At 52.8% G+C, this 25449-nt stretch carries 18 protein-coding genes; 5 read left to right on the plus strand and 13 right to left on the minus strand.

All coding sequences use genetic code 11. From position 1 onward, the window contains the following. Positions 1–23 precede the first annotated feature (23 nt). Together H3L98_RS08350 and putA are read left to right on the plus strand one after the other, a co-directional pair. Positions 24–932 carry a LysO family transporter gene (locus tag H3L98_RS08350; RefSeq protein WP_027021617.1) on the plus strand — a complete coding sequence of 303 codons (909 nt, stop codon included), beginning with the start codon at positions 24–26 and terminating at the stop codon, positions 930–932. A gap of 105 nt (positions 933–1037) precedes the next feature. Further along, positions 1038–4628 (plus strand): bifunctional proline dehydrogenase/L-glutamate gamma-semialdehyde dehydrogenase PutA, encoded by a 3591-nt coding sequence (gene putA, locus H3L98_RS08355; RefSeq protein ID WP_051532003.1) that lies wholly within the window; start codon positions 1038–1040, stop codon positions 4626–4628. 73 nt (positions 4629–4701) lie between these two features. On the opposite strand, the gene H3L98_RS08360 is transcribed toward putA, so the two are convergent. The 10 genes from H3L98_RS08360 to H3L98_RS08405 all read right to left on the minus strand — a co-directional run bounded on the left by H3L98_RS08360 (position 4702) and on the right by H3L98_RS08405 (position 18659). Next, on the minus strand, positions 4702–8475 hold the full coding sequence (locus H3L98_RS08360) for a PilC/PilY family type IV pilus protein (RefSeq protein ID WP_027021618.1): 3774 nt from the start codon (positions 8473–8475) through the stop codon (positions 4702–4704). A gap of 327 nt (positions 8476–8802) precedes the next feature. Continuing rightward, positions 8803–12084 (minus strand): carbamoyl-phosphate synthase large subunit, encoded by a 3282-nt coding sequence (gene carB, locus H3L98_RS08365; RefSeq protein WP_027021619.1) that lies wholly within the window; start codon positions 12082–12084, stop codon positions 8803–8805. A gap of 87 nt (positions 12085–12171) precedes the next feature. Then, positions 12172–12546 (minus strand): hypothetical protein, encoded by a 375-nt coding sequence (locus H3L98_RS08370; RefSeq protein ID WP_156932225.1) that lies wholly within the window; start codon positions 12544–12546, stop codon positions 12172–12174. Positions 12547–12621: 75 nt separating this feature from the next. Then, a complete protein-coding gene (locus tag H3L98_RS08375) occupies positions 12622–13092 on the minus strand; it encodes a hypothetical protein (RefSeq protein ID WP_156932227.1) in 471 nt (156 codons plus the stop codon). Between the two features lie 65 nt (positions 13093–13157). After that, positions 13158–13664, minus strand: coding sequence for an isoprenylcysteine carboxyl methyltransferase family protein (locus H3L98_RS08380; protein WP_027021621.1), 507 nt, complete (start codon positions 13662–13664; stop codon positions 13158–13160). After that, positions 13661–15541, minus strand: a complete 1881-nt coding sequence (locus tag H3L98_RS08385) for a hypothetical protein (protein ID WP_027021622.1) — start codon at positions 15539–15541, stop codon at positions 13661–13663. The genes H3L98_RS08380 and H3L98_RS08385 overlap by 4 nt, the downstream gene beginning before the upstream one ends. Before the next feature lie 14 nt (positions 15542–15555). Next, positions 15556–16683: a glutamine-hydrolyzing carbamoyl-phosphate synthase small subunit gene (carA, locus tag H3L98_RS08390; protein ID WP_027021623.1), complete on the minus strand. Its 1128-nt coding sequence runs from the start codon at positions 16681–16683 to the stop codon at positions 15556–15558. Between the two features lie 191 nt (positions 16684–16874). Next, a complete protein-coding gene (locus H3L98_RS08395; protein ID WP_034333085.1) occupies positions 16875–18164 on the minus strand; it encodes an MFS transporter in 1290 nt (429 codons plus the stop codon). Continuing rightward, on the minus strand, positions 18146–18343 hold the full coding sequence (gene ccoS / locus H3L98_RS08400; protein WP_027021624.1) for a cbb3-type cytochrome oxidase assembly protein CcoS: 198 nt from the start codon (positions 18341–18343) through the stop codon (positions 18146–18148). The genes H3L98_RS08395 and ccoS overlap by 19 nt, the downstream gene beginning before the upstream one ends. A gap of 1 nt (position 18344) precedes the next feature. After that, positions 18345–18659, minus strand: coding sequence for an HLGFF motif protein (locus tag H3L98_RS08405; protein WP_027021625.1), 315 nt, complete (start codon positions 18657–18659; stop codon positions 18345–18347). Between the two features lie 185 nt (positions 18660–18844). On the opposite strand from H3L98_RS08405, the gene H3L98_RS08410 reads away from it, so the two are divergent. Both H3L98_RS08410 and H3L98_RS08415 read left to right on the plus strand, forming a co-directional pair. Then, positions 18845–19696 (plus strand): DMT family transporter, encoded by an 852-nt coding sequence (locus H3L98_RS08410; RefSeq protein WP_034333090.1) that lies wholly within the window; start codon positions 18845–18847, stop codon positions 19694–19696. A gap of 192 nt (positions 19697–19888) precedes the next feature. Continuing rightward, complete coding sequence (locus tag H3L98_RS08415) at positions 19889–20947, plus strand: serine hydrolase (protein WP_027021627.1); 1059 nt, start codon at positions 19889–19891, stop codon at positions 20945–20947. A 56-nt stretch (positions 20948–21003) separates the two neighbouring features. On the opposite strand, the gene trpD is transcribed toward H3L98_RS08415, so the two are convergent. Together trpD and H3L98_RS08425 are read right to left on the minus strand one after the other, a co-directional pair. Then, positions 21004–22047, minus strand: a complete 1044-nt coding sequence (gene trpD, locus H3L98_RS08420) for an anthranilate phosphoribosyltransferase (RefSeq protein WP_027021628.1) — start codon at positions 22045–22047, stop codon at positions 21004–21006. A gap of 112 nt (positions 22048–22159) precedes the next feature. After that, the gene (locus tag H3L98_RS08425) at positions 22160–22720 is read right to left on the minus strand and encodes a hypothetical protein (RefSeq protein WP_027021629.1); all 561 of its coding nucleotides are present in this window, start codon (positions 22718–22720) and stop codon (positions 22160–22162) included. Positions 22721–22946: 226 nt separating this feature from the next. On the opposite strand from H3L98_RS08425, the gene H3L98_RS08430 reads away from it, so the two are divergent. Further along, positions 22947–24608, plus strand: coding sequence for a phospho-sugar mutase (locus H3L98_RS08430; RefSeq protein WP_051532060.1), 1662 nt, complete (start codon positions 22947–22949; stop codon positions 24606–24608). Between the two features lie 47 nt (positions 24609–24655). Here the strand turns inward: H3L98_RS08430 and H3L98_RS08435 are convergent, their stop codons facing one another. Next, positions 24656–25378, minus strand: coding sequence for an SDR family oxidoreductase (locus H3L98_RS08435; RefSeq protein ID WP_027021631.1), 723 nt, complete (start codon positions 25376–25378; stop codon positions 24656–24658). Positions 25379–25449: the final 71 nt, after the last annotated feature.

Consider the following 25449-nt stretch of genomic DNA (forward strand, 5'->3'; position numbering starts at 1 on the left):
TTCCCTTTTTTGGGTGGTGTATGATGGACAATCTGCAAACCGTGCTGACCGTGCTGCTGCCGATGTTTGTCGGTTTTTGTTTTCGTTTGCCTGCGCCCGCGCTGCGGCTGACCGACCGTTTGCTGACCTTGTGCGTGTATGTGATTTTGCTGCTGATTGGCATCGGTTTGGCACAAACGGATAATTTGGGGCGCGAATTGGGCGGAATCGCGTTTTACGCGCTGCTGCTGTTTGCGCTGCTGACAAGCTGCAATTTGGCAGCGATGATGTGGTTTGACCGCATCAAACCGTGGCAGCCTGCGGGCAAAACGGCAGACAAACAACAGGTGTCGTTTGCCAACGGTGCAAAACAAATCGGTACGGTGCTATTGGGTTTGGGCTTGGGATTGCTGTTGCCCGCTGCGCTGCTGCCGCACAAAGATGCAGGGCATTACGCGCTGATGATGTTGATTTTTTTGGTGGGGGTGCAGTTGCGCGGCGGCGGGATTCCGCTGAGGCAGGTGCTGCTGAATACGCGCGGACTACAATTAAGCGCGGTATTTATGCTGTCGTGCGCGGCGGCGGGGGTGCTGTTTGCGCTGCTGATTGACGGGGTGTCGCTGTGGCAGGGGCTGGCGTTGTCGTCAGGCTACGGCTGGTATTCGCTGTCGGGCATCATGATGACGCAAAGCTACGGCGCGGCATGGGGCAGCGTGGCACTGCTGAACGATTTGTTGCGCGAACTGCTGGCATTGGCGGTGATTCCGCTGCTGATGCCGCGTTTTGCCAACAGCGCGGTGGGCATCGGCGGGGCAACGAGTATGGACTTTACCCTGCCTGCCATTCAGCATTCGGGCGGATTGGCAGCCGTGCCTGTGGCGGTAAGTTTCGGCTTTGTGGTGAATCTGACTGCGCCGCTGTTGATGGTGTTTTTTGCCGAATTGGGGCGATGATGCCGCAAAATCGGGCGCAAACCGACAAACAAATTGCCCGTTTCCCCTGATTTCGGATAAGATTTGCGCTTTGTAGTTCCGCATTTGCTTCATAGGTTAAAACTCATGTTCCAATTTCTGCCGCAACACACTTCCCCCCTGCGCCGCGCCGTGACCGCCGCTTACCGCCGCGATGAAGCCCAATCGGTTGCCGATTTGTTTGCTGGACTGCACATCCCGCCCGAACAGCGCGATGCTGCGGACGATTTGGCGCATACGTTGCGGGAAAAATCACGCCAAAGCGCGGCAGAAACCCCTGCTTTGGTGTTGGCAGATGCCTGTCCGCCCGTATCGCCCGAAGGTCGTGCGCTGATGGAACTGGTGGAAGCCTTGCCGCGCACGCCCGATGAAACCACCCGTCAGGAATTGTTGCGCGACAAATTGTCGGCAGGCGATTGGGACAAAATCCTGCGCCATACCGAAGAAGAACCCGTTTCGTGGCTGCAAAAACTGGCAGGACACCGCGAAACCGAAGAAGCTGTCCCCACCGATGCGGAAAGCCGCAGCAAAAAAGCCGTACAAAGCGTGAATATGCTCACGCGCCACTTTACCGCAGCCGCCACCATTGAAGAAGCCGCCAAAAAATTCAAAAAACGCGAAAAAGCAGGCTATGCCTTTTCGTTTGCCCTGCCCTTAAACGAAGCGGCTTCCGAAGCCGAAGCCCAAGCCCATTATCAGATTTACACCGATGCGGTGCATACCATCGGCGCACTTACACGGCGCACGGGCGTTTATACCGCGCATAATCTGTCCTTAAAACTGTCGGCGATTTGTCCGTTTTTCCGCCACCTGTGCGCCCAGCAGGTGCATTATTATTTGCTACCCAAACTGAAAACGCTGTTTTTACTGGCAAAAGAATATCAAATTTCCATTTGCATAGAAGCCGAAGAAAGCACGCGTTTGGAATTATCACTGTCGCTGGTGGAAGCCTTGGCAGCAGAAACGGTGTTGGCGGGTTATCACGGCATCGGTATCACCTTGCAGGCATATCAAAAACGTGCGCCTGCTGTGATTGAGCTATTGGCGGATTGCGCCCGCAAAAACCAAACCCGCTTAATGGTGCGTTTGGTCAAAGGCGGATATTGGTCGCAGGAAATTCAGGCGGCGCAGTCGGCAGGTTTAAACGGCTATCCCGTTTACACGCGCAAAGCGCACACCGATTTATCGTATCTGGCGTGCGCCCAATTGCTGTTGGCAGCAGAAGACGCGCTGTATCCGCAGTTTGCCACCCACAATCCCGACACAGTCGCTGCCATTCACGAAATGGCACAGGAACGCGAATTGGAATTTCAATGCCTGCACGGTTTGGGCGAAACGCTGTTTGACCATGTGGCGGGCGAAAAGCAGTTGGGCAGACGCTGTCGTATTTATTTGCCTGTGGGCGAGGCGGCGCAGTGGTCGGATTACACGGCGCGGCGTTTGTGCGACCGTTTTACCTTAAATTTGGCAGACACGCTGCCCGAAACGGAAGAAACGGCAGACGGTATCCGTTCGCCGCGCAATCCGCTGGATGCGGCGGTTAGCACGCAGGGCAAAACCCACCCCGCGCTGCCCTTGCCGCGTTATTTGTACGGTCAAACCCGTTTAAACGCCATTGGGATTGATTTTAGTGATGATTTGGTGTTAAACCGTTTGCAGGAACTGATGAATCTCGCCAGCGAAGACGGTTTCCAAGCCGCACCCGTTACGGTAATGGACACGCCGCGCCACGAAGCGCGTTTTGTGCAAAATCCCGCCGATGCCAACGATGCCATCGGTGCGGTGTCGCCAATACGCGAAGCGGCAGTGCATAATGTGTTGAGTGCGGCAAAAATTGTGGAACCGCATTGGGCAGCCGTGCCCGTGCAGCAACGCGCCGATGCACTGTGCCGCTTTGCCGACACACTGGAAAACTGCCTGCCCGAAATGTTGAACCTGATTATCCGCGAATCGGGCAAAACCGCGCGCGCCGCTTTGGACGAACTGCGTTTGGCGGTGGACTACTGCCGTTATTACGCCGCCGAAGCCGAACGTTTGTGCGCCGACCGCGCCCCTGTCGGCACGCTGGTGTGCATCAGTCCGTGGTATTCGCCTTTAGCAGTGTTTGTCGGACAAATCGCCGCTGCGCTGGCGGCGGGCAACACCGTTATCGCCAAACCTGCCCTACAAACCACGCTTACCGCCTACCGCGCCGTCAATATTCTGCACAGCTGCGGCATTCCCAAAGCCGCTTTGCAGCTTTTAACAGGCGGCGCAGACATTGGCGCAGCATTGGTGCAAGACCCGCGCATCGGCGGCGTGTTGTTTTCGGGCAGCACCGCCACCGCCAAGCTCATCAACCACAGCCTCGGACAACGCAGCGATTTGCCCGTGTTTGTTGCCGAAAGCGGCGGACAAAACGTGATGATTGCCGACAGCAGCACCGACATTCACCGTCTGTGCCGCGATGTCCTGCATTCCGCCTTTGACAGCGCAGGACAACACAGCACCGCCCTGCGCCTGTTGTGCGTGCAAGACGACATCGCCGACCAAGTCATCGCCAAGTTACGCGCCGCCGCCGACAACCTGATTATCGGCAATCCCGCCGATGCCGCCGTGGAAGTCGGACCGATTATTGACCAAGAGTCCCACGACAACATCAGCGCTTATATAGAACAAGCCAAAACCACCGCCCTGCACGTTCACCAAAGTCCCCTGCCCCACCATCTGTCCCATCATGCCTATATTCCGCCCACCATTATTGAATTGGCGGATTTAAGCCACTTCCAGCGCGAAGTATTTGGTCCCGTGCTGCACATTTGCCGTTTCCATGCCGACCAGCTCAAGCAAACCATCGCCCAAATCAACGGCAAAGGTTACGCCCTTAACTGCGGCATTCACAGCCGCATCCGCAGCCGTAGCGACGATATTTCCCAAAACATTGAAGCAGGCAATATTTACATCAACCGCCGCACCACCGACACCTTTCCCGATGTACAACCCTTTGGCGGACATGGTTTATCCGGCACAGGACCGAAAGCAGGTGCAGGCTTTTACCTGCAAAGGCTCGGACACGGACGCTGGCGCATTCCCACCCTCAGCCGCGAAGCCTTTGCCGATGCCCAAGCCCTCAATGCCGCCGAAAAAATGATACGCGAAACAGGCTTTGACCACGACACCCGCGTTAAATTATCGGGTTTGGCAGGACAGGCCAAAATCCACAACCTGCGCCACGCCCAATCCCAATTGGCGCACAGCAGCGGCGAAGAAAACACCCTTACTTGGCGCAGCCCCAAACACATCTGGCTGCACGGCGGCACACAGGAAAGCGCGTTCGCCGCCCTGATTCAAATCGCCGCCGCAGGTATGCAGGCAGTAGTGGGTTACGACCATCCCCTTGCGGGCTGGCACACCCGTTTGAACGGCATTTTGCGCGTCAGCAGCCACCCCGAACAGCAAACCTTTGTCAGCCATTTGGTTTCGTTGGAACTGCCCCCGCCACAAATCAAAATGGATTTGGCAGCGCGTAAAGGCGCGATTGTCCGCATTATTGATGCTCGCGAAGGCTTGGATTTGCTGCGCCTGTTTGAAGAAGTCAGCTACTGTGCCGATACCGCCGTGGCAGGCTGCTTGCCCGAACTGATTGCCGCCACCTTTTCCCCCATGCAGGACACTTTGGCAAACGGCGGCAACGTTTAAACTGTTAAACCCACACAAACCAAAACGGTTGCAGAACAATCTGCAACCGTTTTTTTATCACAACATCAGATAATTAAAACAACTCACGCCAGCTCAAACGGCGCACGATGCCTTTTTGTGCAGACGCACACACATTCGCATGAATCGGTACAAAGTTATCGCTCAAGCCCTTGCTGTCGCCCGTGTTGTTGTACAGCAGTTTGTTGTCGTCTTCTGCCACACACAAATCAAAGCCCTTGGCATTTTCGCCTGCGGCATCAGGCGGCGGGTCAATACCGTTATCGCCCGCATCGCCGTCGCGGGTGTAAGAGCTTTGAATACCGCCCACACCGTTCGGGTCTTTGTTTACACCAAACAGCAATGCCATGTTCACGATACCGCCTTCGCTGCGGAAGCCCGCAAACAGCTCATCGGGGCGAACATATTTTTTGTTGTCGGCATCTTTTTCATACTGACCCAAAAAGTCCGCATAAGCATACACTTCATTGGCATCTTTACCGCTGGGGATATTACCGCCGTTGTCCACTTTTACCTGCATTACCCAGCTTTCGCCTTCCGAAGTCTCCGAACTGCTGGTTTGCACGCACAAATCAGGTTGTGTGCCGGCAGCATTTGCCGAACCCTGACGGTTCACACGGTAGCTGCGGGTGCTGAACAACACACTCTTAAGCAATACATTGGGTTTCACCACCACACGTTCGCCCGCAGGGAAGCTGAAATACCAGCCTTTGATGTTTGGGTCGTCGGGGCTGTTATCGCTTAATTTGCGCACATTATAATCTTTACCTTTGATATTGGCATGACTTTCGGTAATGGTTTGTTGCACCAAATCGCTCTGATACTTCACAGTGGGATTGAAATCGGTCAAATCTTCATACACACCGTACATAGACTGTACGTTTTTGTCGTCCAAGTCTTTTTGGTACAAATCGCTGCCCGTGCCGAAAATCACAATATATTTGTTCTGTTCGTTACGGAACACCGCAGGTGCGCTGGTAATGGGCTGACCGTTCAGGGTTTGGAAGATTTTTTGTGCCTTCCATTCGCTCTTGTCGCCGCGCAAATCAAAACGGTACACGCCGCCGCTGTAGTCGCCTGCATACACAATGTCAATCGCACCGTCAAAGTTGATGTCCACCAAAGTGGGTTGCGCCAAACCGCCTTTGCCATCGCTGGGGGAAACAACAATTTTCTTAATTAACTCACCCTGTTGTAAAGCATGGGGATTTTTATTGCTCTGACCTTTCGGCGGGGTGGCACCCACGTTCAAATTATTAAACGGGCTGTACACATACAAAGCACTTTCGGTATTGTCGCTACCGGGCGTGCCGTCGCCACGGCTAAACGGATTGCTCACACCGCTGTTCACAAAAATGGCATAACGCAAATCCAGCAAATCCGTGGTCATCGTACCCTTGCCGTCGCCATCTTTAACTACCGAACGGTTTAACGCCACCCGTCCGATTTGCGGGGCATTAATGGTATAACCCATTTCGCGGTTTGCATTGCCTTTGGGGGTTTCCATCAACGGCACAGAAGTTGTCCATTCTGATTCGGGCGCATCAATACCCACATTTTTTGAACCGTCGGCACGGCTGGGACCACCCACATTCAAAGCATACATACCGCGTCCGCCCTGACCCATATTGCCCGCCATAAAGACTTGTTGCGGACCGTTCTTATCCATGGTACGCATCACAAAGCCGCCGTTAATCATAAAGCGGTGCGGTGCTACCTGATAATTTTGAACATATTCGGGGTGAACAATATCTTTAAAGTGTTTCGCCATGGTGTCTTGCTCGCTTTCGCGTTCCATAGCGGCGGGGATATAGTTCAGTTTCAAATCATAGGGGTGGTTGCGGTCGTTATTGCTGCGGAACAAATACACCATGCCGTCGTTGGCAGCCGTCATCAGGTATTTCTGACGGCCGTTTTCATTCGGACCGTAGGCCAAAATCGGTGAATACACCACATCACCCATATTGCGCGTATTACGGCGCATACCGCCGTCATGAATATCCACACGGTCGCGGTATTTCAGCGCATTATTGGTGCTGCCCAGCGATACATCGGCTTTGGAACGCATAATCCACGGAATCATCGACTGCTGCCATTCATTGGCATTTTTGCCGTTGTCGGGAATACCGAAAAAGGCATTGTTTGCCGCCAACTGATTCAGCCAAGTGGTAATACTGCCGTTGTTAATCAGCACGCGGCGGTTGCCGAAGCTGGGTGTGGTATGCTGGTTTTTATTAACATTCGTACCGTTTTGGTCGCTGCTTAACACCTCGTAAAAATAGATTTCGCTGCTGCCCGTTTTCATGCTCAAATGCGTGGTTGCCGCCATATTCGGCACTTTGCGCGTGGCTTCATCGCTGGATACGGTGGGCGAAATACCCGCAAACGAAGCAGGCGGGGTAAACAGGCTTTTTGAGGCAATATCGCTCAAAATGGTATCAAAGGCTTTATTCAGGCTTTCTTCACTGCGCGCATCAAATACCTTACGGCTTTGGTAATCGGGTGAAGTACCCGTTGCCGCATATTTCAAATACGGAAAACCCAAAGGTTCTCTTGTGCGGTCAATACCGAAAGCAATGGTATAGGTTTCAATATTTTGCTTATGAAACGGCGGCGCATCATAGCTTTTGCCCGAAGGGTCTCTGTCTCTTAAACGGCGACCGTTTTTAGTGGGGTTGGCATGTTGACCCACTTTGCGCAAATCGTTAAGATACACCGATTCTGCCAAGAAACGCAAGGAATAACCACGCTGTGTCCAATAGTTATAATCGCCCAAATGGGGAGAGTTTGAACCTTGGTTAATAAACGAATAACCATAAGTTTCCACACCCTGCAGGGAATCATACGGAGACAACAAGCCCCAAGCAGGCGGATTATTATCCGATGATTGGCGTACAAACAGACGCATATTCGGATGGCTGTAAATAAACGGTTCTTTCCACGCAAATTTAATCATCGGCTCGTCTGTGCCTTTATTGGTATCGTGGTTAATCCGCATATAATGTTGGTTGCCGGGGTGCAGGTAAAACGACAATGCCGGTTCACGAGCACTTTTTCTGTTTTTTGCCATAGGTGCAGCCTGACTGCGCAGCAAATCGGACGGCAATGATTTTTTATCATCAAAATAATTGGCAGTATTCGGCTTACCGTCTGAAAAAATAATCACCGCGCTTTTTTGACAACGCCATGCATCATCGCGTTCCAAGGCTTTTTGCAGCAGGTAAATGGCATCAAAATAACGCTCGGTGGTGGGGGTATAGCCTGTGGCGACAAACTTATCAATCAGTTGGTCCAGCTCGGCAGGCGGACGGGCAAACGGCTTATTCCCCGCCAAAAATGCCCGCGCATGGTCTTGCCACCAATCCGTACTCGGCGGTCTGTTCCAAGTGGAACTGCTTACCGGAAAAGGATATTTATATTCTTCTACTACCTTGTCCCACAAGGTAATCATCTGCCAATTGATGCCGTCGCGGTATTGGGGATTTTGCATAATGCGGCGCAACGCCCGTTTGGTAATTTCCAAACGGGAATCGGTATATAAGCGCGGGGGTTGTAAAATGTGTCTATTGGGGCTGGTTTCTTCAGGCGAAGCATACATGGAATAGGAATTGTCGATTTGCAGCACCACATTCGGTTTTACGCCCACACCGCTGGTTTGGGTGGTTTGAATAATATGCAGCGGCACTTGCGCAAACGGTCCTGCAGTCGGATCTGCAGGGGCAGGCGCGGGCGTTGCCGCAGTATTTGCCGCCGCATAGCCCGCCAAGCCCATGATGCCCAGCAATAATGCCAAGGGCTTCAGCATAAAATATTTTTTCTTGCGAACCATAATGATATCCTTTTGATTGGTAACACGCAGCCATTCTTTTGCTGCCTACCACTCTGATTGAAAAAGGCTTAACGCCCGCCTGCCCAAATACGGCAGCTTGAGACACGCTATTGCCCAACCCGTAAATCCTTTAAACTACAAGCAAATACCATGCCAATCAAACAATAATGCGGCAGGAATATTTTGGGTATGGCAGCAGTATTATACCTGCGCCGTCTGCAATATCCAAACTCCGGCACGGGTTTTGCGCCGCCGCGTGGCATTCTCCCACACAAAACGCCCCTATTCTGCCAACTGAACAGGGGCGTGTGTTACAGTTTCAAAGGTTTAAGCGGTTTTTTGCGCCGCCAGACGCTGATGCAGCTCTTGAATGCTGAACACATGAATATCGTTCAGCGACTTCACGCCTTCGCTCATGGCTTCGCCACCCGCAATGGTGGTGTACTGCGGCACACGCTGGGTGAGTGCGCTGCGGCGGATGCTGTGGCTGTCGGCGATGGTTTGCGGATTGCTGTCCACAGTATTGACCACCAAGGCAATTTCGCCGTTTTTAATCGCATCAACAATATGCGGACGACCTTCGCGCACTTTATTCACGGTTTGCACCACAATGCCTTGTTCCGCCAAATACGCCGCCGTGCCGCGTGTGGCGCAGACACCATAGCCCAAAGATAGGAAGTTTTTAACGGTTGGCACAATCAAATGCTTGTCTTCATCACGCACGGCGATAAACACTTTGCCTGTGGCAGGCATACGCTCGCCCGCGCCCAGTTGCGCTTTTAAGTAGGCTTCGCCAAAAGTTTCCGCCACACCCATCACTTCGCCTGTAGAACGCATTTCCGGTCCTAAAATGGTGTCCACACCGGGGAATTTGATAAAGGGGAACACGGCTTCTTTGACGGCGTAAAAATCGGGAATCACTTCTTTTTCTACGCCTTGTTCTTTCAGGCTGATGCCTGCCATCGCGCGCGCACCCACTTTCGCCAAAGGCACGGAAGTGGCTTTGGAAACAAAGGGAACGGTACGCGAGGCGCGGGGGTTGACTTCCAGCACATACACCACGCCGTCTTGCACGGCAAACTGTACGTTCATCAAGCCAACGACGTTCAGCGCGTATGCCATCGCTTTGGTTTGGCGGCGGATTTCGTCCTGAATGGCTTCAGAAAGCGAATACGGCGGCAGCGAACAGCCTGAATCGCCCGAGTGAATGCCTGCTTGTTCAACGTGTTGCATAATGCCGCCAATCACGACTTCTTTGCCGTCCGACACGCAATCCACATCTACTTCAATGGCGTTGTTCAGGAAAAAGTCCAACAACACGGGGCTGTCTTCGGAAACCTGTACAGCTTCGCGCATATAAGTCTTTAATTGTTCGGCAGAATGCACCACCTGCATGGCACGTCCGCCCAAAACGTAAGACGGGCGCACCACCAAGGGATAGCCGATTTCCTCTGCCAAAGTCAGGGCTTCTTCTTCGTTACGCGCGGTGCGGTTGGGCGGTTGGCGCAAACCCAAGTCGTTCAAGACTTTTTGGAAACGTTCGCGGTCTTCGGCGGCATCAATGGAATCTGCCGACGTGCCGATAATGTTCACACCGTTTTCCACCAAGGCATTGGCGAGTTTCAGCGGCGTTTGTCCGCCGTAATGCACAATCACGCCCCACGGGTTTTCGGTGCGGACGATTTCCAACACGTCTTCTAACGTAAGCGGTTCAAAATACAGGCGGTCGGACGTGTCAAAATCGGTGGAAACGGTTTCGGGATTGCAGTTCACCATAATGGTTTCAAAACCCGATTCGCGCAACGCCAGCGCAGCATGCACACAACAATAATCAAATTCAATGCCTTGCCCGATGCGGTTGGGTCCGCCGCCGAGAATCATCACTTTGCGTTTGTTGGACGGACGCGCTTCGCATTCTTCTTCATAAGTGGAATACAGATAGGCGGTGTCGCTGGCAAATTCGGCGGCGCAGGAATCCACGCGCTTGTAAACGGGATGCAATTTCAAAGCGTAGCGGTGTTCGCGCATACGACTTTCAGGTACTCCTGTTAATTGTGCCAGCCGTTTATCGGAAAAGCCTTTGCGTTTCAAACAGCGCAAAGTCGGATAGTCCAAATCTTCCAAACCGAAGGCGGGAAAATCTTTCCATGAACTGGGAATGGGGCGACCGTTGTTCAGGCGTTTATCGGATTGCAGTAATGCGGCTTCTTCTTTAACAATGTCTTCAATCTGCGCCAAAAACCATGGGTCAATCGCGCAAATTTCGTGAATTTCGGCAATCGTAAAGCCTGCACGGAAGGCATCGGCAACATACAAAATCCGTTCAGGACCCGGATTACGCAATTCGCGGCGAATTTCGTCGGCATCGCTGCTGCGCGGATTAAAGCCGCACAAACCCGTTTCCAAACCGCGCAGGGCTTTTTGCATGGATTCCTGAATGGTGCGCCCCATCGCCATCACTTCGCCCACCGATTTCATTTGCGTGGTCAAACGGTCGTCGGCAGCGGGGAATTTTTCAAAGGCAAAACGCGGGATTTTGGTCACGACATAATCAATGCTCGGCTCAAACGATGCGGGCGTGCGTCCGCCCGTGATGTCGTTGCGCAACTCGTCCAGCGTAAAGCCCACCGCCAGTTTCGCCGCCACTTTGGCAATCGGGAAACCCGTTGCCTTACTCGCCAGCGCAGACGAGCGGGAAACGCGCGGATTCATTTCAATCACAATCATTTCGCCGTTGGCGGGATTGACGGCAAACTGCACGTTCGAACCGCCTGTATCCACACCGATTTCGCGCAACACCGCCAAAGATGCGTTACGCATAATTTGGTATTCTTTGTCGGTGAGCGTTTGCGCGGGGGCAACGGTAATGCTGTCGCCCGTATGCACGCCCATCGGGTCAAAATTCTCAATGGAACAAATAATAATGCAGTTGTCGTTTTTGTCGCGCACCACTTCCATTTCGTACTCTTTCCAACCGAGTACCGACTGTTCAATCAACAGCTCGTGCGTGGGCGAAGCGTCAAAACCGCGTTCGCAAATGGCTAAAAATTCATCGCGGTTATAAGCGATGCCGCCACCCGAACCGCCCATGGTAAAAGACGGGCGAATCAGCGTGGGAAAACCCACTTGCTCTTGCGCGGCAAGGGCCTCGTTCATGGTGTGGCACACAAACGATTTGGGGCAATGCAAACCGATTTTTTCCATCGCCTCTTTAAAGCGACCGCGGTCTTCGGCCTTATCAATCGCGTCTTCGGTTGCGCCGATTAACTCAACGTTATACTTTGCCAACACGCCGTTCCGCGCCAAATCCAAGGCGCAGTTTAAGGCGGTTTGTCCGCCCATGGTGGGCAGCACGGCATCGGGGCGTTCTTTGGCGATGATTTTTTCCACCGTTTGCCACATAATCGGCTCGATGTAGGTCACATCCGCCATTTCGGGGTCGGTCATAATGGTGGCGGGGTTGGAATTGACCAAGATGACTTTATAGCCTTCTTCGCGCAGGGCTTTACAGGCCTGTGCGCCCGAATAGTCAAATTCGCAGGCTTGTCCAATCACAATCGGACCTGCGCCGATAATTAAGATGGATTTTAGGTCGGTACGTTTGGGCATTTTGTTTTTCCTTGCAGGTTGGGTTATAAACCCAACATTTTTTGAGTATCAATGTAAATTAAATGTTAGGCTTACAACCCAATCTAATTATTTAATTTTTTGATGTTCATGGGTTTCTATCAATTCTTGTTCTGTTGGTGGATAGATAGCATACCAATCGGTTTGATAAACTTGTTCTCGCACTTGGTTGAGATCGGAACTAATTGGGATTAAAGCACCAGGTACACCAGTTTCACTATTCACAACCAATGCTGTTAAAGGAGGTAGATTATTTTCATTGCAATAAAACGCAATATAGCCTAATACACTCCCCAAAGTTCCACCTGCATAATGACCATACATCAAAATAGACAATGATTTGTAAGTATGAGTTTGGCGGTTCATTGCTGCATGAACCAAAATTTGCCATGCTTGTACTGCACGACGTACACGATTTGAGTTTTCTTCAAAATATTTAACCATGATCATATCCTCATATAAAATATAGAAAGCAAGCGTAACCCGACAGCTTATGATTCGTTTGATTCTGTTGGGTTTTCAACCCAACCCACCTTTGCTATCAAAATAACGCATTATTACAAACATTCGCAAAATTTCCCTACTGGTTTGATTTTGCAAACACAAAAATAAATCTTCATCTATACTGGCATAATCAACTTGTCGTTTTAATGCATTTAAACTCTTCATTTTATTTTTATTAAAAAAGTCGCTATCACTTAACTTACTGCGACACAGATACCAAAATGATTCGGTTTGCATATGATAAAAAGGCTGTGCCAAATTCATTCTATGTTGTGTATGCACATATTGGCACCAAATTTTCTCAAAAGTATTTTCTAAAGTTGGCGTAAGATAAATATATTTACTGTTTAATTGATTGGTTTCTACCAATTCAATTATCGTCAATAATAAAATTGGTTTATGTGGTGCTTCCCCCAAAACAGAAGATTTAGAACAATTTAACTGATTAAAGCATTGTTGATAATGTATAACTATCGTACTCAACATCTACAATTCCTTTATTCACGAAAAATTGTAGGTTGGGTTGAAGAATAGTGCAAACAACATACCATTTACCCGCGCAAATGGCGCATCGCCGCTTCTTCCTGCTTAATCCGCACCGCCAAAATCGCGCCGTAGATGGGCAAACCAAACGATAAAGTCGCCCACGCATGGCACAAAAAGGCGATGCCAATCAGTTCGGGGATAATGTTTAAAAAATAATTGGGGTGGCGCACATGGCGGAACAGCCACGATTGTTTGAGTTGGTGTTGCGGATGGATATAGATTTTTACCGTCCAAATTTCGCCCAACTCACGGATAACATAAAACAATACGCCCAACGACAGTACCACCAGCGTCAAACCAAAGGCAGAAACGCCATCAAACGATGCACCGCGCAAATAGGATTCAATCAGTGCGCCAAAATAAAAGGCAATGTGCGCGGCTGCCAAACGTTTGGAATGGGCTGCGCCGTGTTCCACCGCACCCGCAGCCAGCAGGGCTTGTTCGTGGCGTTTGGAAATGGACAGGGTGTACAGTCTGACAGCGAAAATCAGGATAAAACAAACAGTAATCATTTTTTCTGTGTGGTTAAGGGGTTAGATTCGGCGGCTTGACCTTGCTCAAAATCGCTCATGCCGCGATAAAGTTGAGCAGCGGCTGCCAAGGCTTCGTGTTCGTTGGCAAAGGCGTTGCCGTGAAAAACGGGCGTGCCTGCCGACCATGTGCCGTCTGCATTAGGGCGCATGGGTATGGCGGCTTGTACCGACAGGGGTTTGTTGCCGCGATAGCTGCGGATGTCCAGCATCACGGCATCAAAACGTCCGCGCGGCAAATGGACATAGCCTTCGTAAACCAATACGGCACAAGGTAAATTGTCGGGGTTGTGCGCCAAGATACTTTGCCCGTGCGCCACCGCTTCATCGGCAGAATCAAACATCAGTTGGCGCAAATCCCAATGCTTTTCGGGGTGGGGCAGCAGCAGCATGGGCGGGAAAACGGCTTGTTCGGGCAAACCCCTACGACAATGCAGGGCGTATGCGGCGGCAAAGCCTGCCTGACGTATGGTTTTGTGCGCCAAATCGGGGGAATCTGCGGCGGGGGCAATGCGTTTGCGCGGCGGACAGCGGTAAAGCGAACCGCGTTCGTTGCGGCGCAACATACGGGCGAAATCGGCGCAACCTTCTTCGGGGGAATGGTCCCAAATGCGCGAGGCGATGCGCCCGAATGGAAAGTAAATTTTGTCGCCGATACGCGCAGCGTATTGGCTGAACCAATCGCGGGGCAAATCGGGAATTTGTTCGCGGGCTTGTTCGTAATCGAGAAAATACAGGGTATTATGCGAATATTCGGCGGCGGCGCGCGCCAGATAAAAGGCGCAAAAGTGCAGGAAATTCAATGCAGCAGCTTCGCGCACAAAAATGTCAAAATCGGGAACGCGCCCGCGAATGTCGTCCAACAAAGCATCAAGGGCATGCAGGCTGTCGAGGCTGCAATCCCATTCTATCGCCGCCAATTCTTCTGCAAAAGCAAAGGGTAAGGCTTCGGTATCGGCAAGGCGCACGGCATCAATGGCGCGGCGGGCGGCATCGTTGGGGTCGGGCGGCAGCGGCGGATTGGCTGCCCATTCGCTAAAACGGATACCGATACCGCACAAAGCATCTGCCAACAGGCGCATCAGCGGTAAGGCATTGCCGTTCCAATCCAGCACCGCCAAATCCAGCAGCGCATCGCCATCGGCAGGCAAACCGTACCAACGCGCATCGCCGCCGCTAAAAATCTCGCCCAAATAAAACGCCAGTAATAATAGGAAATTGCGCTCTGCTTCGCCTGCAAAACGCTCACGAAAATTATCGGTATTCAGCCCTTCGCTGTGATGCAAACGCGCCAATTCTGCGTCCAGCAGCGGCAAATCGTCTTTGCTGCCACGCCACGACAAGGCGGCAGGCACGCCCGCAAACGCCAATCCATTCGGCAGATTGCGGCGGCGGCGGTAGCAGTCGGGCAAAAACGCTGCCATTTTCTGTACATCAGGCACGGGCGCACTGCACAACAGTTGCCACACCACCGCATCAAGATTAAAACCGTTGTTGCGCCCTTCCAGCAAACGGCGCAGCAGCGGCAAAGGTTTGAAACGGTGGGTATCAAACACCGCTTCGCCGTCTTGCCAATCGTAATCCGCACCGCTGTGCCGCGACACATATTCTGCCAAATACGCCGCCAAGGTCAGCAGAAAATTTTGCCCCGAACGGCTGCTTTCCAATTGCCCGAAGGCATCGTTGCCCTGCTTGGCATGCACACGGCGCAAAAACGCGGCAATGCGGGTCAGGCTGTCGGGACGGTAGTCCAAATCCAGCTTGCCCCACACCGCTGCAAACGCCAAACCGCCGTCTGGGGCGCGGCGTTGGTGCAGGCAGTCGAGCAGATGGCTCATGTAGCGGGCATCGGCGTTCATGGCAAATATCGGCTTCAGGCGCGGTTGGCGCGGATTTGGTCAATAAATTTATCAAACAGATAAGCTACATCGTGCGGACCGGGGCTGGCTTCGGGGTGTCCTTGAAAACTGAAAGCGGGACGGTCGGTCAGCTCAATGCCCTGCACCGTGCCGTCAAACAAGGAACGGTGGGTTACGCGCACATTGTCGGGCAAAGACGTTTCCGCCACTTGGAAACCGTGGTTTTGGCTGGTAATCAAGACTTTGCCACTGTCCAAATCTTGCACGGGGTGATTGGCACCGTGGTGTCCGAACGGCATTTTTTCGGTTTGTCCGCCTGCCGCCAAGCCCAAAAGCTGGTGTCCCAAGCAAATGCCGAACACAGGCTTTTTGCTGTTTAACAAATGGCGTACTGCATCAATGGCATAGTCGCACGGCTCGGGGTCGCCTGGTCCGTTGGACAAAAACACGCCATCGGGGTTCATCATCAACACATCGGCGGCAGACGTTTGCGCGGGAACAACGGTTAAACGGCAACCGCGCTGCGCCAACATCCGCAAAATATTGGTTTTGACACCAAAATCATACGCCACCACATGATAGGACGTGTCGGGTTGGCTAAAGCCTTCGCCCAAAGCCCATTCGCCTTCGCTCCATTCGTAAGGCTCGGTACAGGAAACATCTTTTGCCAAATCCTTGCCCGCCATGCTGCCGAATTCGGCAATCAGCTGTTGCGCCGCGCCGATGGTTGCGTGTTCGCCCGTTAAAATCGCGCCCGCTTGTGCGCCTTTGTCGCGCAAAATGCGGGTAAGACGGCGGGTGTCGATATCGGCAATGGCAACGGTTTGGTTACGCACCAAATAATCTTGCAAACTTTCTTCGGCACGGAAATTGCTGTGCAACAGCGGCAAATCACGAATCACCAAACCTGCGGCACACACGGCGGCACTTTCAGTGTCTTCGTGGTTGGCACCCGTATTGCCAATATGCGGATAAGTGAGGGTAACGATTTGTTTGGTATAAGACGGGTCTGTCAGGATTTCCTGATAACCAGTCATGGCGGTATTGAATACGACTTCGCCTGAAGCCGTACCCTGATAACCTACCGAAATTCCATGAAAAATACTGCCATCGGCAAGCACAAGCAAGGCGGGGACGGTCATAACAACTCCTGAAAACCTGAAAAATAAGACGGGTTTGCCCGAAAAAAAGCACGCGCCACAACATGAGGGAAAAGTTGTGAAACGTGCTTTCTTTCTAAAGAAGTTTACCCAAGGGCAAACCGATAAATCCTTTGACGGGAAAGCAAGGCATTTTAAGGGAAAACGCGCCCGCTCTCAAGGGGGAAGGCGCATCAATCGGGCAGACGTTTGATGCAGTACGCCAACAAAGGCAGGTTGCCCAAAGCCGTGATGCCGTAAAGCCAGCGCACATCGTCCGTCAGCCACAGCACCAGTGCGCCAAAGATGGCAGAAGCCACCATAAACAAGCCGTTGATAATATTATTGGCAGCCACCGCACGGGCGCAGAATTCACGTCCACCAGCGGTTTGCAGCCAAGTATATAAAGGTACGGAAAAAAATCCGCCCGCCACGCCGATTGCCAACACCAGCAACATAATCGGATAAGCCTGTGCCTGTAATAAAAACGCACCCGCGCCCGTTAAAACGGCATTTTCTGCCAACACGGGCGCAGGCGCACACCACGCCAACAACGCACCCGCCACGCCCAAACCTGCCACGCCCGCCATGCTCAAATTCAGGCGCAAACGTCCTTTACTGAGTTTGGCACACGCCACCGAACCTGCGGCAATACCAATGGAAAACAGGGCAAGCATTAAGTTAAACACGCTGTCGCTGCCGCCCAAATGCACCCGCACCAAAGTAGGCAATTGCGTGGTATAAACCGCGCCGACAAACCAAAACCACGAAATGCCGATAATGGCGGTGGTTAAATCGCGGCGGGCAAAGGTTTCGCGCAATAAATCGCGTGTTCCGCGCACAATATGCCAATCCACCCGCGCTTGTGGCTCTTGTGCGGGCAGGCGCGGCATTTTTAGGCTGCACAGCAAACCCATTGCCGCCACCGCCAACACCGTTACCGCCAACACGCCCGCGCCACTGTCTGCCACCAGCGTGCCGAAAATCTGTCCGAACAAAATCGCCAAAAACGTTCCCGATTCAATCAGCCCGTTGCCCATTACCAATTCTTTGTCGTCCAAATATTCGGGCAAAGCAGCGTATTTGACAGGTCCGAAAAACGCCGACTGCGTTCCCATCGCAAACAAGCACAACAGCAGCAACCACACCGAACCCGTGGCAAATCCCACCGCCGCCACCGCCATCACCGCTACTTCCAACACTTTCGTCCACCGCGCCAGCCAAGCCTTATCGCAACGCGAAGCCAGCTGTCCCGCCAGTGCTGAAAACAAAAAATACGGCAGCACAAACAACAATGCCCCCACATTCAACAGCTGCTGCGCAGGCAACCAACCGCCCTGTCCCAATCCGTAAAACCCAATCAACACAAATAGCGTGGTTTTAAACAGATTGTCGTTAAACGCACCCAAAAACTGCGTACCGAACAGCGGCGCAAAACGGCGCGTACGCGCAAAAGCAAACGGGTTTAATCGCTTTTCTGACATGGGGCTTCCTTATCGGCAGATTCAGGCGGCGCAGCGGGGGTGTCGTCATCCATAATAATGCGGTGTGCCGGACCTTCCAAATCGTCAAACTGACCGCTTTTGCCCGACCACCAAAAAAAATACGCCATCACAAACGCCAGCAAAATACTGATGGGAATCAGAATATACAGGCTTTCCATTTTACAGCACCCCTGTTAAATCGTTCAGGATAAAATCAAAACCGCCGCTGTGCAAATAGCCGCCGCGCACCTGTGCCACCGTATCGCCCGCCGCATCGCACACCCGCGCCGCATCGCCCGACCATTGCCAAGATTGCGCGTGTTGCGCCAACCAAGCCAGCCGCGCATGCGCCGCCGCGTGTACATCCTCTGCCGTTTCTGCTGCTTTAAACGCACATACGCCCGTTTCGGCAACGCCTCTTGTGGGCGCGTCCGTTACCAAAAAGCCCAAATGCGTGCCGTCTGCGGCGCACAGGCTGAAGCGTTGCATGTTCATACCCCAAAATGGTTAATCGTGCCGCATTGTAACTTTTTTTGCGCAGCAACAGCGGTATAATTCGGTTTTTTTATTTCGCGCAGCGGCGCAGCGGGCAAGCAGGCAGATTTTTTTCGCTTGTATGGCAAAGTTTTGCCGATACGTTCCCACCCAAGCGGCAGCGGCGCAGGTTTTTGGCACACAATATGCGGCAAGACAAATTAGGTTCGGCGTGGATGGTGGTGGCGGCGTTTTTTCTTACCCTGATGGGCGTGGGGGTGAAAACCGCAGGGCTGCGCTGGCAGATGAACCCTTATGAGCTGGTGTTTTGGCGGGTAACGGCGGGCGTGGTGTTTTTGGGGGCGCACGCGCTGTATCTGCGCCGTGATTTGAGTACGTCTCACCCCAAAGCGCATTTGTGGCGCGGATTGGCGGGAACGGGCGCGTTGCTGCTGTTTTTTTACGGCGTACTGCGCCTGCCTTTGGGAACAGCGGTTACGCTAAACTATACGTCGCCATTTTTTCTGGCGGTGCTGTCGGTGCTGCTGCTGAAAGAACGTCCGCCGCTGCGCGTGTGGTTGGCGTTGTCGCTGGGTTTGGGCGGGGTGGTGCTGTTGTTGCAGCCATCGTTAGCCGAAGGACAACTTTGGAACGCGCTGTTGTGTTTGGGCAGCGGTTTGGGCGCAGGTTATGCCTATTTACAGGTTCGCCAGTTGTCGCAGTTGGGCGAACCCGCTTGGCGCATTGTGTTTTATTTCTCGCTGACTGCCGCCGTGGTCTCTGCCCTCGCTGCCACTTTTTTTGCGGGTTGGACACCGCTAACGTGGGACAAACTGCCGCTGCTGCTGGGCATTGGCGTGGTCGCCACTTTGGGGCAGTTGGCATTAACCCGCGCTTACCATGTCGGACAAAAATTTACCGTTGCCGCGCTGTCGTATTTAACGGTGGTGTTTTCTGCACTATACGGCGCAGGTTTTTTGGGCGAAAGCTTGGGCGTGTGGGAAATCTCGGGCATTGTGCTGGTGATTTTGGCGGGAATCGGCAGCAGTTTGCGTTAATTGCAACAAAAAAGACGAAAAAAACCGTCAAAGCCGCACCATTGCTGCATCACAGCAGCGCACATGGTATGATTTGCACATGGGTCAATACTTTGTAACCCCTTGTTTGTTTGACGGGGCAGCGCACAGTTCGCCGCTGCCTTGCGTATGAAAATGTAATTGTATTATTTAGTTTGTAAAGAGAGGATTTGTATGTCGTACTCCCGCATCCGCACTACCGCCCTGTTTGCCGCACTGGCAGGCACATTAAGCTTCCCCGCCCACGCCAGCGAAGACCCGCTGGGACAGTTCTTGGACCAAAACTTCCCCACCATTTACGCTGCCGAAACCGACGACGACCCCATCCGCGTGTTTGCCGAACGCCAGCGCCAGCAGCAGCAACAACAGGCAGCTTATGAAAACGTGGTGCAGGTACAGCCCGCCGTCAGCCACAACTTCCAGCCCGCCGTTGAAAACCGCCGTCCGTTTGCCGAAACCTTTAACAGCAGCAATCCTTCGTCTTACGCCTATGTGCCGATGCTGAATGCGCGTTCTGCCTTGGTGATGAACGCCAATACCGGCAAAATCCTGTATCAGAAAAACATGGACAGCGTGCGTTCCATCGCTTCGATTTCCAAGCTGATGGCCGCTATGGTGGTGTTGGATGCCAATTTGAGCATGAACGAACCCATTACCATTACCGCTGCCGAAATCGACCGCTTAAAAGGCACAGGCAGCCGTTTGTCTATCGGCACCACTCTCAGCCGTGGCGAACTGCTGCATTTGGGTTTGATGAGCAGCGAAAACCGCGCCATTCACGCTTTAGGACGCACCTATCCGGGGGGCATGAGTGCATTTGTTGCCGCCATGAACGCCAAAGCCCGCAATTTGGGCATGAGCCGCACCCGCTTTTTCGAACCCACAGGTCTTGACCCGCGCAATGTTTCTACCGCACGCGATTTAAGCGTGATGGTACGCGCCGCCAACGGCTATCCCAAAATCCGCCAATTGAGCACGTCTAACTACGGTTCTGTGTACACCAGCGCAGGCAAAACCCAAACTTATAAAAACACCAATGCTTTAGTGCGCGAAGGCGTGTGGAACATCAGCCTGCAAAAAACAGGCTACATCCGCGAAGCAGGACGTTCTATGGTGTTGCAGGCGCAAATGGGCAAAGAGCCTGTGGTGATTGTGGTGCTGGGTTCATCCACTTCTGCCAGCCGCGTAAACGATGCACGCGCCCTGCGTAATGCCATTCAAACCCCGCTGTAATCCCGTCTGATTCAAAAAACACGCAGCACATTGATTGTGCTGCGTGTTTTTTTATTTTATGCGCTTTCCGCTGCCAATCGGCGGCAACCATCCACAAACGCCAACTGTTTTGCCTGCGCTTCACCGCTGTCCAAAGCCGCTTGCGCCCGTGCCACGCCGTCTGCCCAATCACTTGCCACATTTGCCGCATACAATGCCGCCGCCGCGTTCATCAACACAATATCCCGCGCCGCGCCACGCTCGCTGCCCGCCAACACCCGATTCATCATCGCCAACGATTCGGCAGCGTTATCCACCTGTAAACCGTCCAAATTTTTATAACGTGTCAAACCAAAATCTTCAGGACAAACCGTGTATTCGTGAATACGACCGTCTTTCAACTCTGCCACATGGGTATCACCCGTTACCGTAATTTCGTCCAAACCATCGCTGCCATGCACCACCAACACATGCTGTGAACCCAATTGCTGTAACACCCGCGACAAAATCCCGCACAAATCAATGTGGAACACGCCCAATAATTGGTTTTTTGCCCCTGCGGGATTGGTTAAAGGTCCTAAAATATTAAAAATGGTTCTAAAACCCAATGATTTACGCACAGGCGCAACGTGGCGCATCGCCAAATGATGATTGGGCGCAAACATAAAACCCACACCACATTCGTCCATGCTGCGGGCAATTTGCTGCGGCGACAAGCTCAAAGGTGCGCCCATGGCTTCCACCACTTCCGCCGCGCCGCTGGAAGACGACACCGAACGTCCGCCGTGTTTCGCCACTTTTGCGCCCGCCGCCGCCGCCACAAACATGGCGGTGGTGGAAATATTAAAGGTTTTTGCGCCGTCACCGCCCGTACCGACAATATCCACCAAGTTTTCGGTATCGCTTACCGGCACACTCAAGGCAAATTCGCGCATCACCGCCGCCGCCGCTGTGATTTCCGATACCGTTTCCACTTTGATGCGCAAGCCCGTCAGCAGCGCGGCAAGCTGTTCTGGGGCGACTTCGCCGCGCATGATTTGACGCATCAAATCGGTCATTTCGTCATAAAACAATTCGTTATTGTCAATCAGGCGCAACAGGGCCTGTTGGGGGGTAATCACGGCGCAAGCTCCCAAAAAATGGCATTCTACCGTGTTTTCGGCGGGGGATAAAACAAAAAACCGTATTGTTTTTCATCACAATACGGTTTTGAATAAAATATTTTGGCGGCATTTACATACGGCTTAATTCGCGCTGCAATGCCTGAATATTTTGTTGGCGGTCCAAAACGGCACTTTCCAATTGGCGCACACGACCCTGATGGGCAGTATCGGTTTTGCCTGCAGATACCACACGACCGTCTGCCAAGGCTTTTTGTGCGGCAGCCAAAGCATTGCGTTCGTTTGCCAATTCCTGTTCCAAAATGGTACGGCGACCACCGCCGCCACGGGCAACGGGAACCGCTTTGGGACGTGCCACCGCTACGGCAGGCAGGGGACGCGGTGCAACAGGACGTTTAACCGCCACAGGCACGGGACGCGCGGCACGGGCGCGGTTGCCGTGGGCGTGCTGCACCGCCACTTCGGGCGCGGCAGGTTTGGCTTCTGCCACATTGTCAAGCGAATCTTGACGTTTGATGCTGGTATAAGTGCCGATTTGTTTACCCAAATTGGCGTAGCCCTTGGAACCTTTGGCTTTGTCGGAATAACAGCCCGAACCGCAACTGTACACTTTTGCATCTAATACGGGGCTGACTGCTGCAGCAAAACTCAAAATAATCAAGGGTTTTTTCATAATGTTCCTTTTCCTCGTTTTTTAAACGGGAATGTTGCGTTATTTAAATTGTTGCGGATTTTACCACATAGCCCCCCTTAAACAAGTAAAATTTTGTAAAGAAAGAGAAAGGGATTGACGTGCACAAACGCTGCCGCAATGATGCTTTTCTGATACACTATGGCGGTTGACGGGCAGGAACAAGCTGTTTGAAACCTTGCCGAATTTTGATATTGAGGAATCCATCATGAACAATCATTTGCTTGATTTGCTGGACCGCGCCTGCCTCTGGGCAGAACAGGACGACGACACCGAAACCCATGCGGAACTGGCCGATTTAATCGGGCGTGCCGAAGCAGGCGAAGCCGAAGCGCAGCAAACGCTGGCAGCGCGGTTTAACGGACGTTTGCAGTTTGGCACGGCGGGTTTGCGCGGGCGTTTGCAGGCAGGTCCTCAAGGCATGAACCGCGTGTTGGTGGCGCAGGCAGCGGCGGGGTTTGCCGCCTATCTGCATCAGTTTGACACTGACCCCAGTGTGGTTATCGGCTATGACGGGCGCAAAAATTCCGCCCGATTCGCTCAAGATACGGCGGAAATTATGGCGGGCGCAGGCATCAACACCCTGCTGCTGCCGTGTCCCTTGCCCACGCCTGTGTTGGCGTATGCGCTGAAACGTTTGAATTTAAGCGGTGGCGTGATGGTCACCGCCAGCCACAATCCGCCTGAAGACAACGGCTATAAAGTGTATTTGGGACGCAGCAACGGCGGCGGACAAATCGTTTCCCCCGCCGACCGCGACATCGCCGCCCACATTGACCACATCGCACAAGGCAATATCCGCGACTTGCCCCGCAGCGACACCTATGCCATATTAAACGATGAAATCGTTAAAGAATATGTGCGCGAAACCGCCAAAATTGTTACTGCTGCGCCCGCGCCCTTAAATTATGTTTACACCGCCATGCACGGCGTGGGCAAAGACGTATTGTTCCAAGCCCTAAATGCCGCGCAACTGCCGCTGCCCACCCTCGTAGCCGAACAGTGCGAACCCGACGGCAGCTTCCCCACCGTGCGTTTCCCCAATCCCGAAGAAGCAGGCGCATTGGATTTGGCCATTGAGTTAGCCAAACGCACCGATGCCGAATTGATTTTGGCAAACGACCCCGATGCCGACCGTTTGGCGGTTGCCCTGCCCGATGCCGAAGGCAATTGGCACACCCTGCACGGCAATACCGTGGGCTGCTGGCTGGCGTGGCACATGGCACAACGCGCCCAAGCCCAAGGACTCGGCGGCACGCTGGCGTGTTCGCTGGTATCCACCCCCGCGCTGGCGCGTATCGCCGCCGAATGCGGACTGGATTACGCCGAAACCCTCACAGGTTTCAAATACATTGCCAAAGTAGGAAACCTGCTGTTTGGTTTTGAAGAAGCCTTGGGCTATTTAGTTGACCCCGACAAAGTGCGCGACAAGGACGGTATTTCCGCCGCCCTCGCCTTTTTGGATTTGGTCAACACATTAAAACAGCAAGGCAAAACCCTTGCCGACTACGCCGCCGAATTTACCGCCCGTTTCGGCGCGTTTGCCAGCAGCCAAATTTCCATTCGCAGCAGCGACACCGCCGCACTGATGAATGCCCTACGCCAGCACCCCCTGCAACACATCGGCAGCCAAACCGTTGTCCGCAGCCAAGATTTGTTGGCAAGCGACCATCCCAACGACATTCTGATTTACACACTGGACACAGGCAACCGCCTGATTGTGCGCCCGTCGGGTACAGAACCGAAAGTCAAATTCTATTTAGACGCACAAGGCACAGACGATGCCGATGCCCGCCGTTCGCTGGCAGAATTGGAACACGCCGTGCGTGAATTACTACGCAGCGAAACCTACGGCAACCAAAACTGCTAACCCAAAGGGCGCATCAGATTGACCGATGCGCCCTTTTTTAGAAATCTTTACAAATAAACCACTTCCCCGCTTCTACCACGACTACCCTGTCCCAACCAATACACAAAATCAGGGGTAATATCCGTCATGTTTTTGCGCTCGTTTGCCGTTTCACCAGGGTGGGAACGCAAACGCTGCGGCGAGTTGATGCGCCCCGGTACCAGCACATTGGCGCGTAAATGTTCAAAACGTTCCCATTCGTCCGCTGCCACCCCGCACAAATAATTTAACGCCGCTTTAGACGCACCAAATCCGCCCCAATACGCCTGCGGCGTTTCGCTGTGGCTTTCGCCCACAAACACCACCGAAGCATCGTCTGCCGCTTTCAGCAAAGGCAGCAAAGCACGGGTCAAGCCCATCGGCGCAACGGTATTGATGCGATATTGGTTTACCCATTCGGCAACCGTTTGAAAATCCAAGGGCGAAAGCGCGTAAAAATAGCTGGCGCAATGCACCACACCGTTTAATTTGCCATTTGTGGCTTGGGCAATGGTGTCCGCCAAACGCGCAAACTCGTTTTCTTCGGCAGTCATCAGGTCAAAACACACGGCAAACGGTTCGGGTGCGCCCGTTGCCACAATATCGTCATATACTTTTTCCAATTTTTTTTGGTGACGCGCCGTTAAAATCACGGTAGCCCCCGCAGCGGCGCAAGCCTTGGCAACCTGTTCGCCCAAACCCTGCGATGCGCCCGTTACCAGCACGGTGCGTCCTTGCAAATCCTGTGTCATCACATATTCCTTATGTTTTTTGCTTTTTAAAAATCGCCTAACTATAGCTGACAAGGGCGAAAGTCATTTGA

Source organism: Conchiformibius steedae (assembly GCF_014054725.1).
Classification (GTDB): Bacteria; Pseudomonadota; Gammaproteobacteria; order Burkholderiales; family Neisseriaceae; genus Conchiformibius; species Conchiformibius steedae.

What these genes read in the sequence shown, in the direction of transcription:
- H3L98_RS08435 (WP_027021631.1), bottom strand. Translation starts at nt 25,378, where the DNA reads ATGACACAGGATTTGCAAGGACGCACCGTGCTGGTAACGGGCGCATCG.
- H3L98_RS08380 (WP_027021621.1), bottom strand. Translation starts at nt 13,664, where the DNA reads ATGATTACTGTTTGTTTTATCCTGATTTTCGCTGTCAGACTGTACACC.
- H3L98_RS08415 (WP_027021627.1), top strand. Translation starts at nt 19,889, where the DNA reads ATGTCGTACTCCCGCATCCGCACTACCGCCCTGTTTGCCGCACTGGCA.
- H3L98_RS08370 (WP_156932225.1), bottom strand. Translation starts at nt 12,546, where the DNA reads ATGGTTAAATATTTTGAAGAAAACTCAAATCGTGTACGTCGTGCAGTA.
- H3L98_RS08425 (WP_027021629.1), bottom strand. Translation starts at nt 22,720, where the DNA reads ATGAAAAAACCCTTGATTATTTTGAGTTTTGCTGCAGCAGTCAGCCCC.
- H3L98_RS08360 (WP_027021618.1), bottom strand. Translation starts at nt 8,475, where the DNA reads ATGGTTCGCAAGAAAAAATATTTTATGCTGAAGCCCTTGGCATTATTG.
- putA (WP_051532003.1), top strand. Translation starts at nt 1,038, where the DNA reads ATGTTCCAATTTCTGCCGCAACACACTTCCCCCCTGCGCCGCGCCGTG.
- H3L98_RS08375 (WP_156932227.1), bottom strand. Translation starts at nt 13,092, where the DNA reads ATGTTGAGTACGATAGTTATACATTATCAACAATGCTTTAATCAGTTA.
- H3L98_RS08385 (WP_027021622.1), bottom strand. Translation starts at nt 15,541, where the DNA reads ATGAACGCCGATGCCCGCTACATGAGCCATCTGCTCGACTGCCTGCAC.
- carB (WP_027021619.1), bottom strand. Translation starts at nt 12,084, where the DNA reads ATGCCCAAACGTACCGACCTAAAATCCATCTTAATTATCGGCGCAGGT.
- carA (WP_027021623.1), bottom strand. Translation starts at nt 16,683, where the DNA reads ATGACCGTCCCCGCCTTGCTTGTGCTTGCCGATGGCAGTATTTTTCAT.
- ccoS (WP_027021624.1), bottom strand. Translation starts at nt 18,343, where the DNA reads ATGGAAAGCCTGTATATTCTGATTCCCATCAGTATTTTGCTGGCGTTT.
- H3L98_RS08405 (WP_027021625.1), bottom strand. Translation starts at nt 18,659, where the DNA reads ATGAACATGCAACGCTTCAGCCTGTGCGCCGCAGACGGCACGCATTTG.
- H3L98_RS08350 (WP_027021617.1), top strand. Translation starts at nt 24, where the DNA reads ATGGACAATCTGCAAACCGTGCTGACCGTGCTGCTGCCGATGTTTGTC.
- H3L98_RS08430 (WP_051532060.1), top strand. Translation starts at nt 22,947, where the DNA reads ATGAACAATCATTTGCTTGATTTGCTGGACCGCGCCTGCCTCTGGGCA.
- H3L98_RS08395 (WP_034333085.1), bottom strand. Translation starts at nt 18,164, where the DNA reads ATGTCAGAAAAGCGATTAAACCCGTTTGCTTTTGCGCGTACGCGCCGT.
- H3L98_RS08410 (WP_034333090.1), top strand. Translation starts at nt 18,845, where the DNA reads ATGCGGCAAGACAAATTAGGTTCGGCGTGGATGGTGGTGGCGGCGTTT.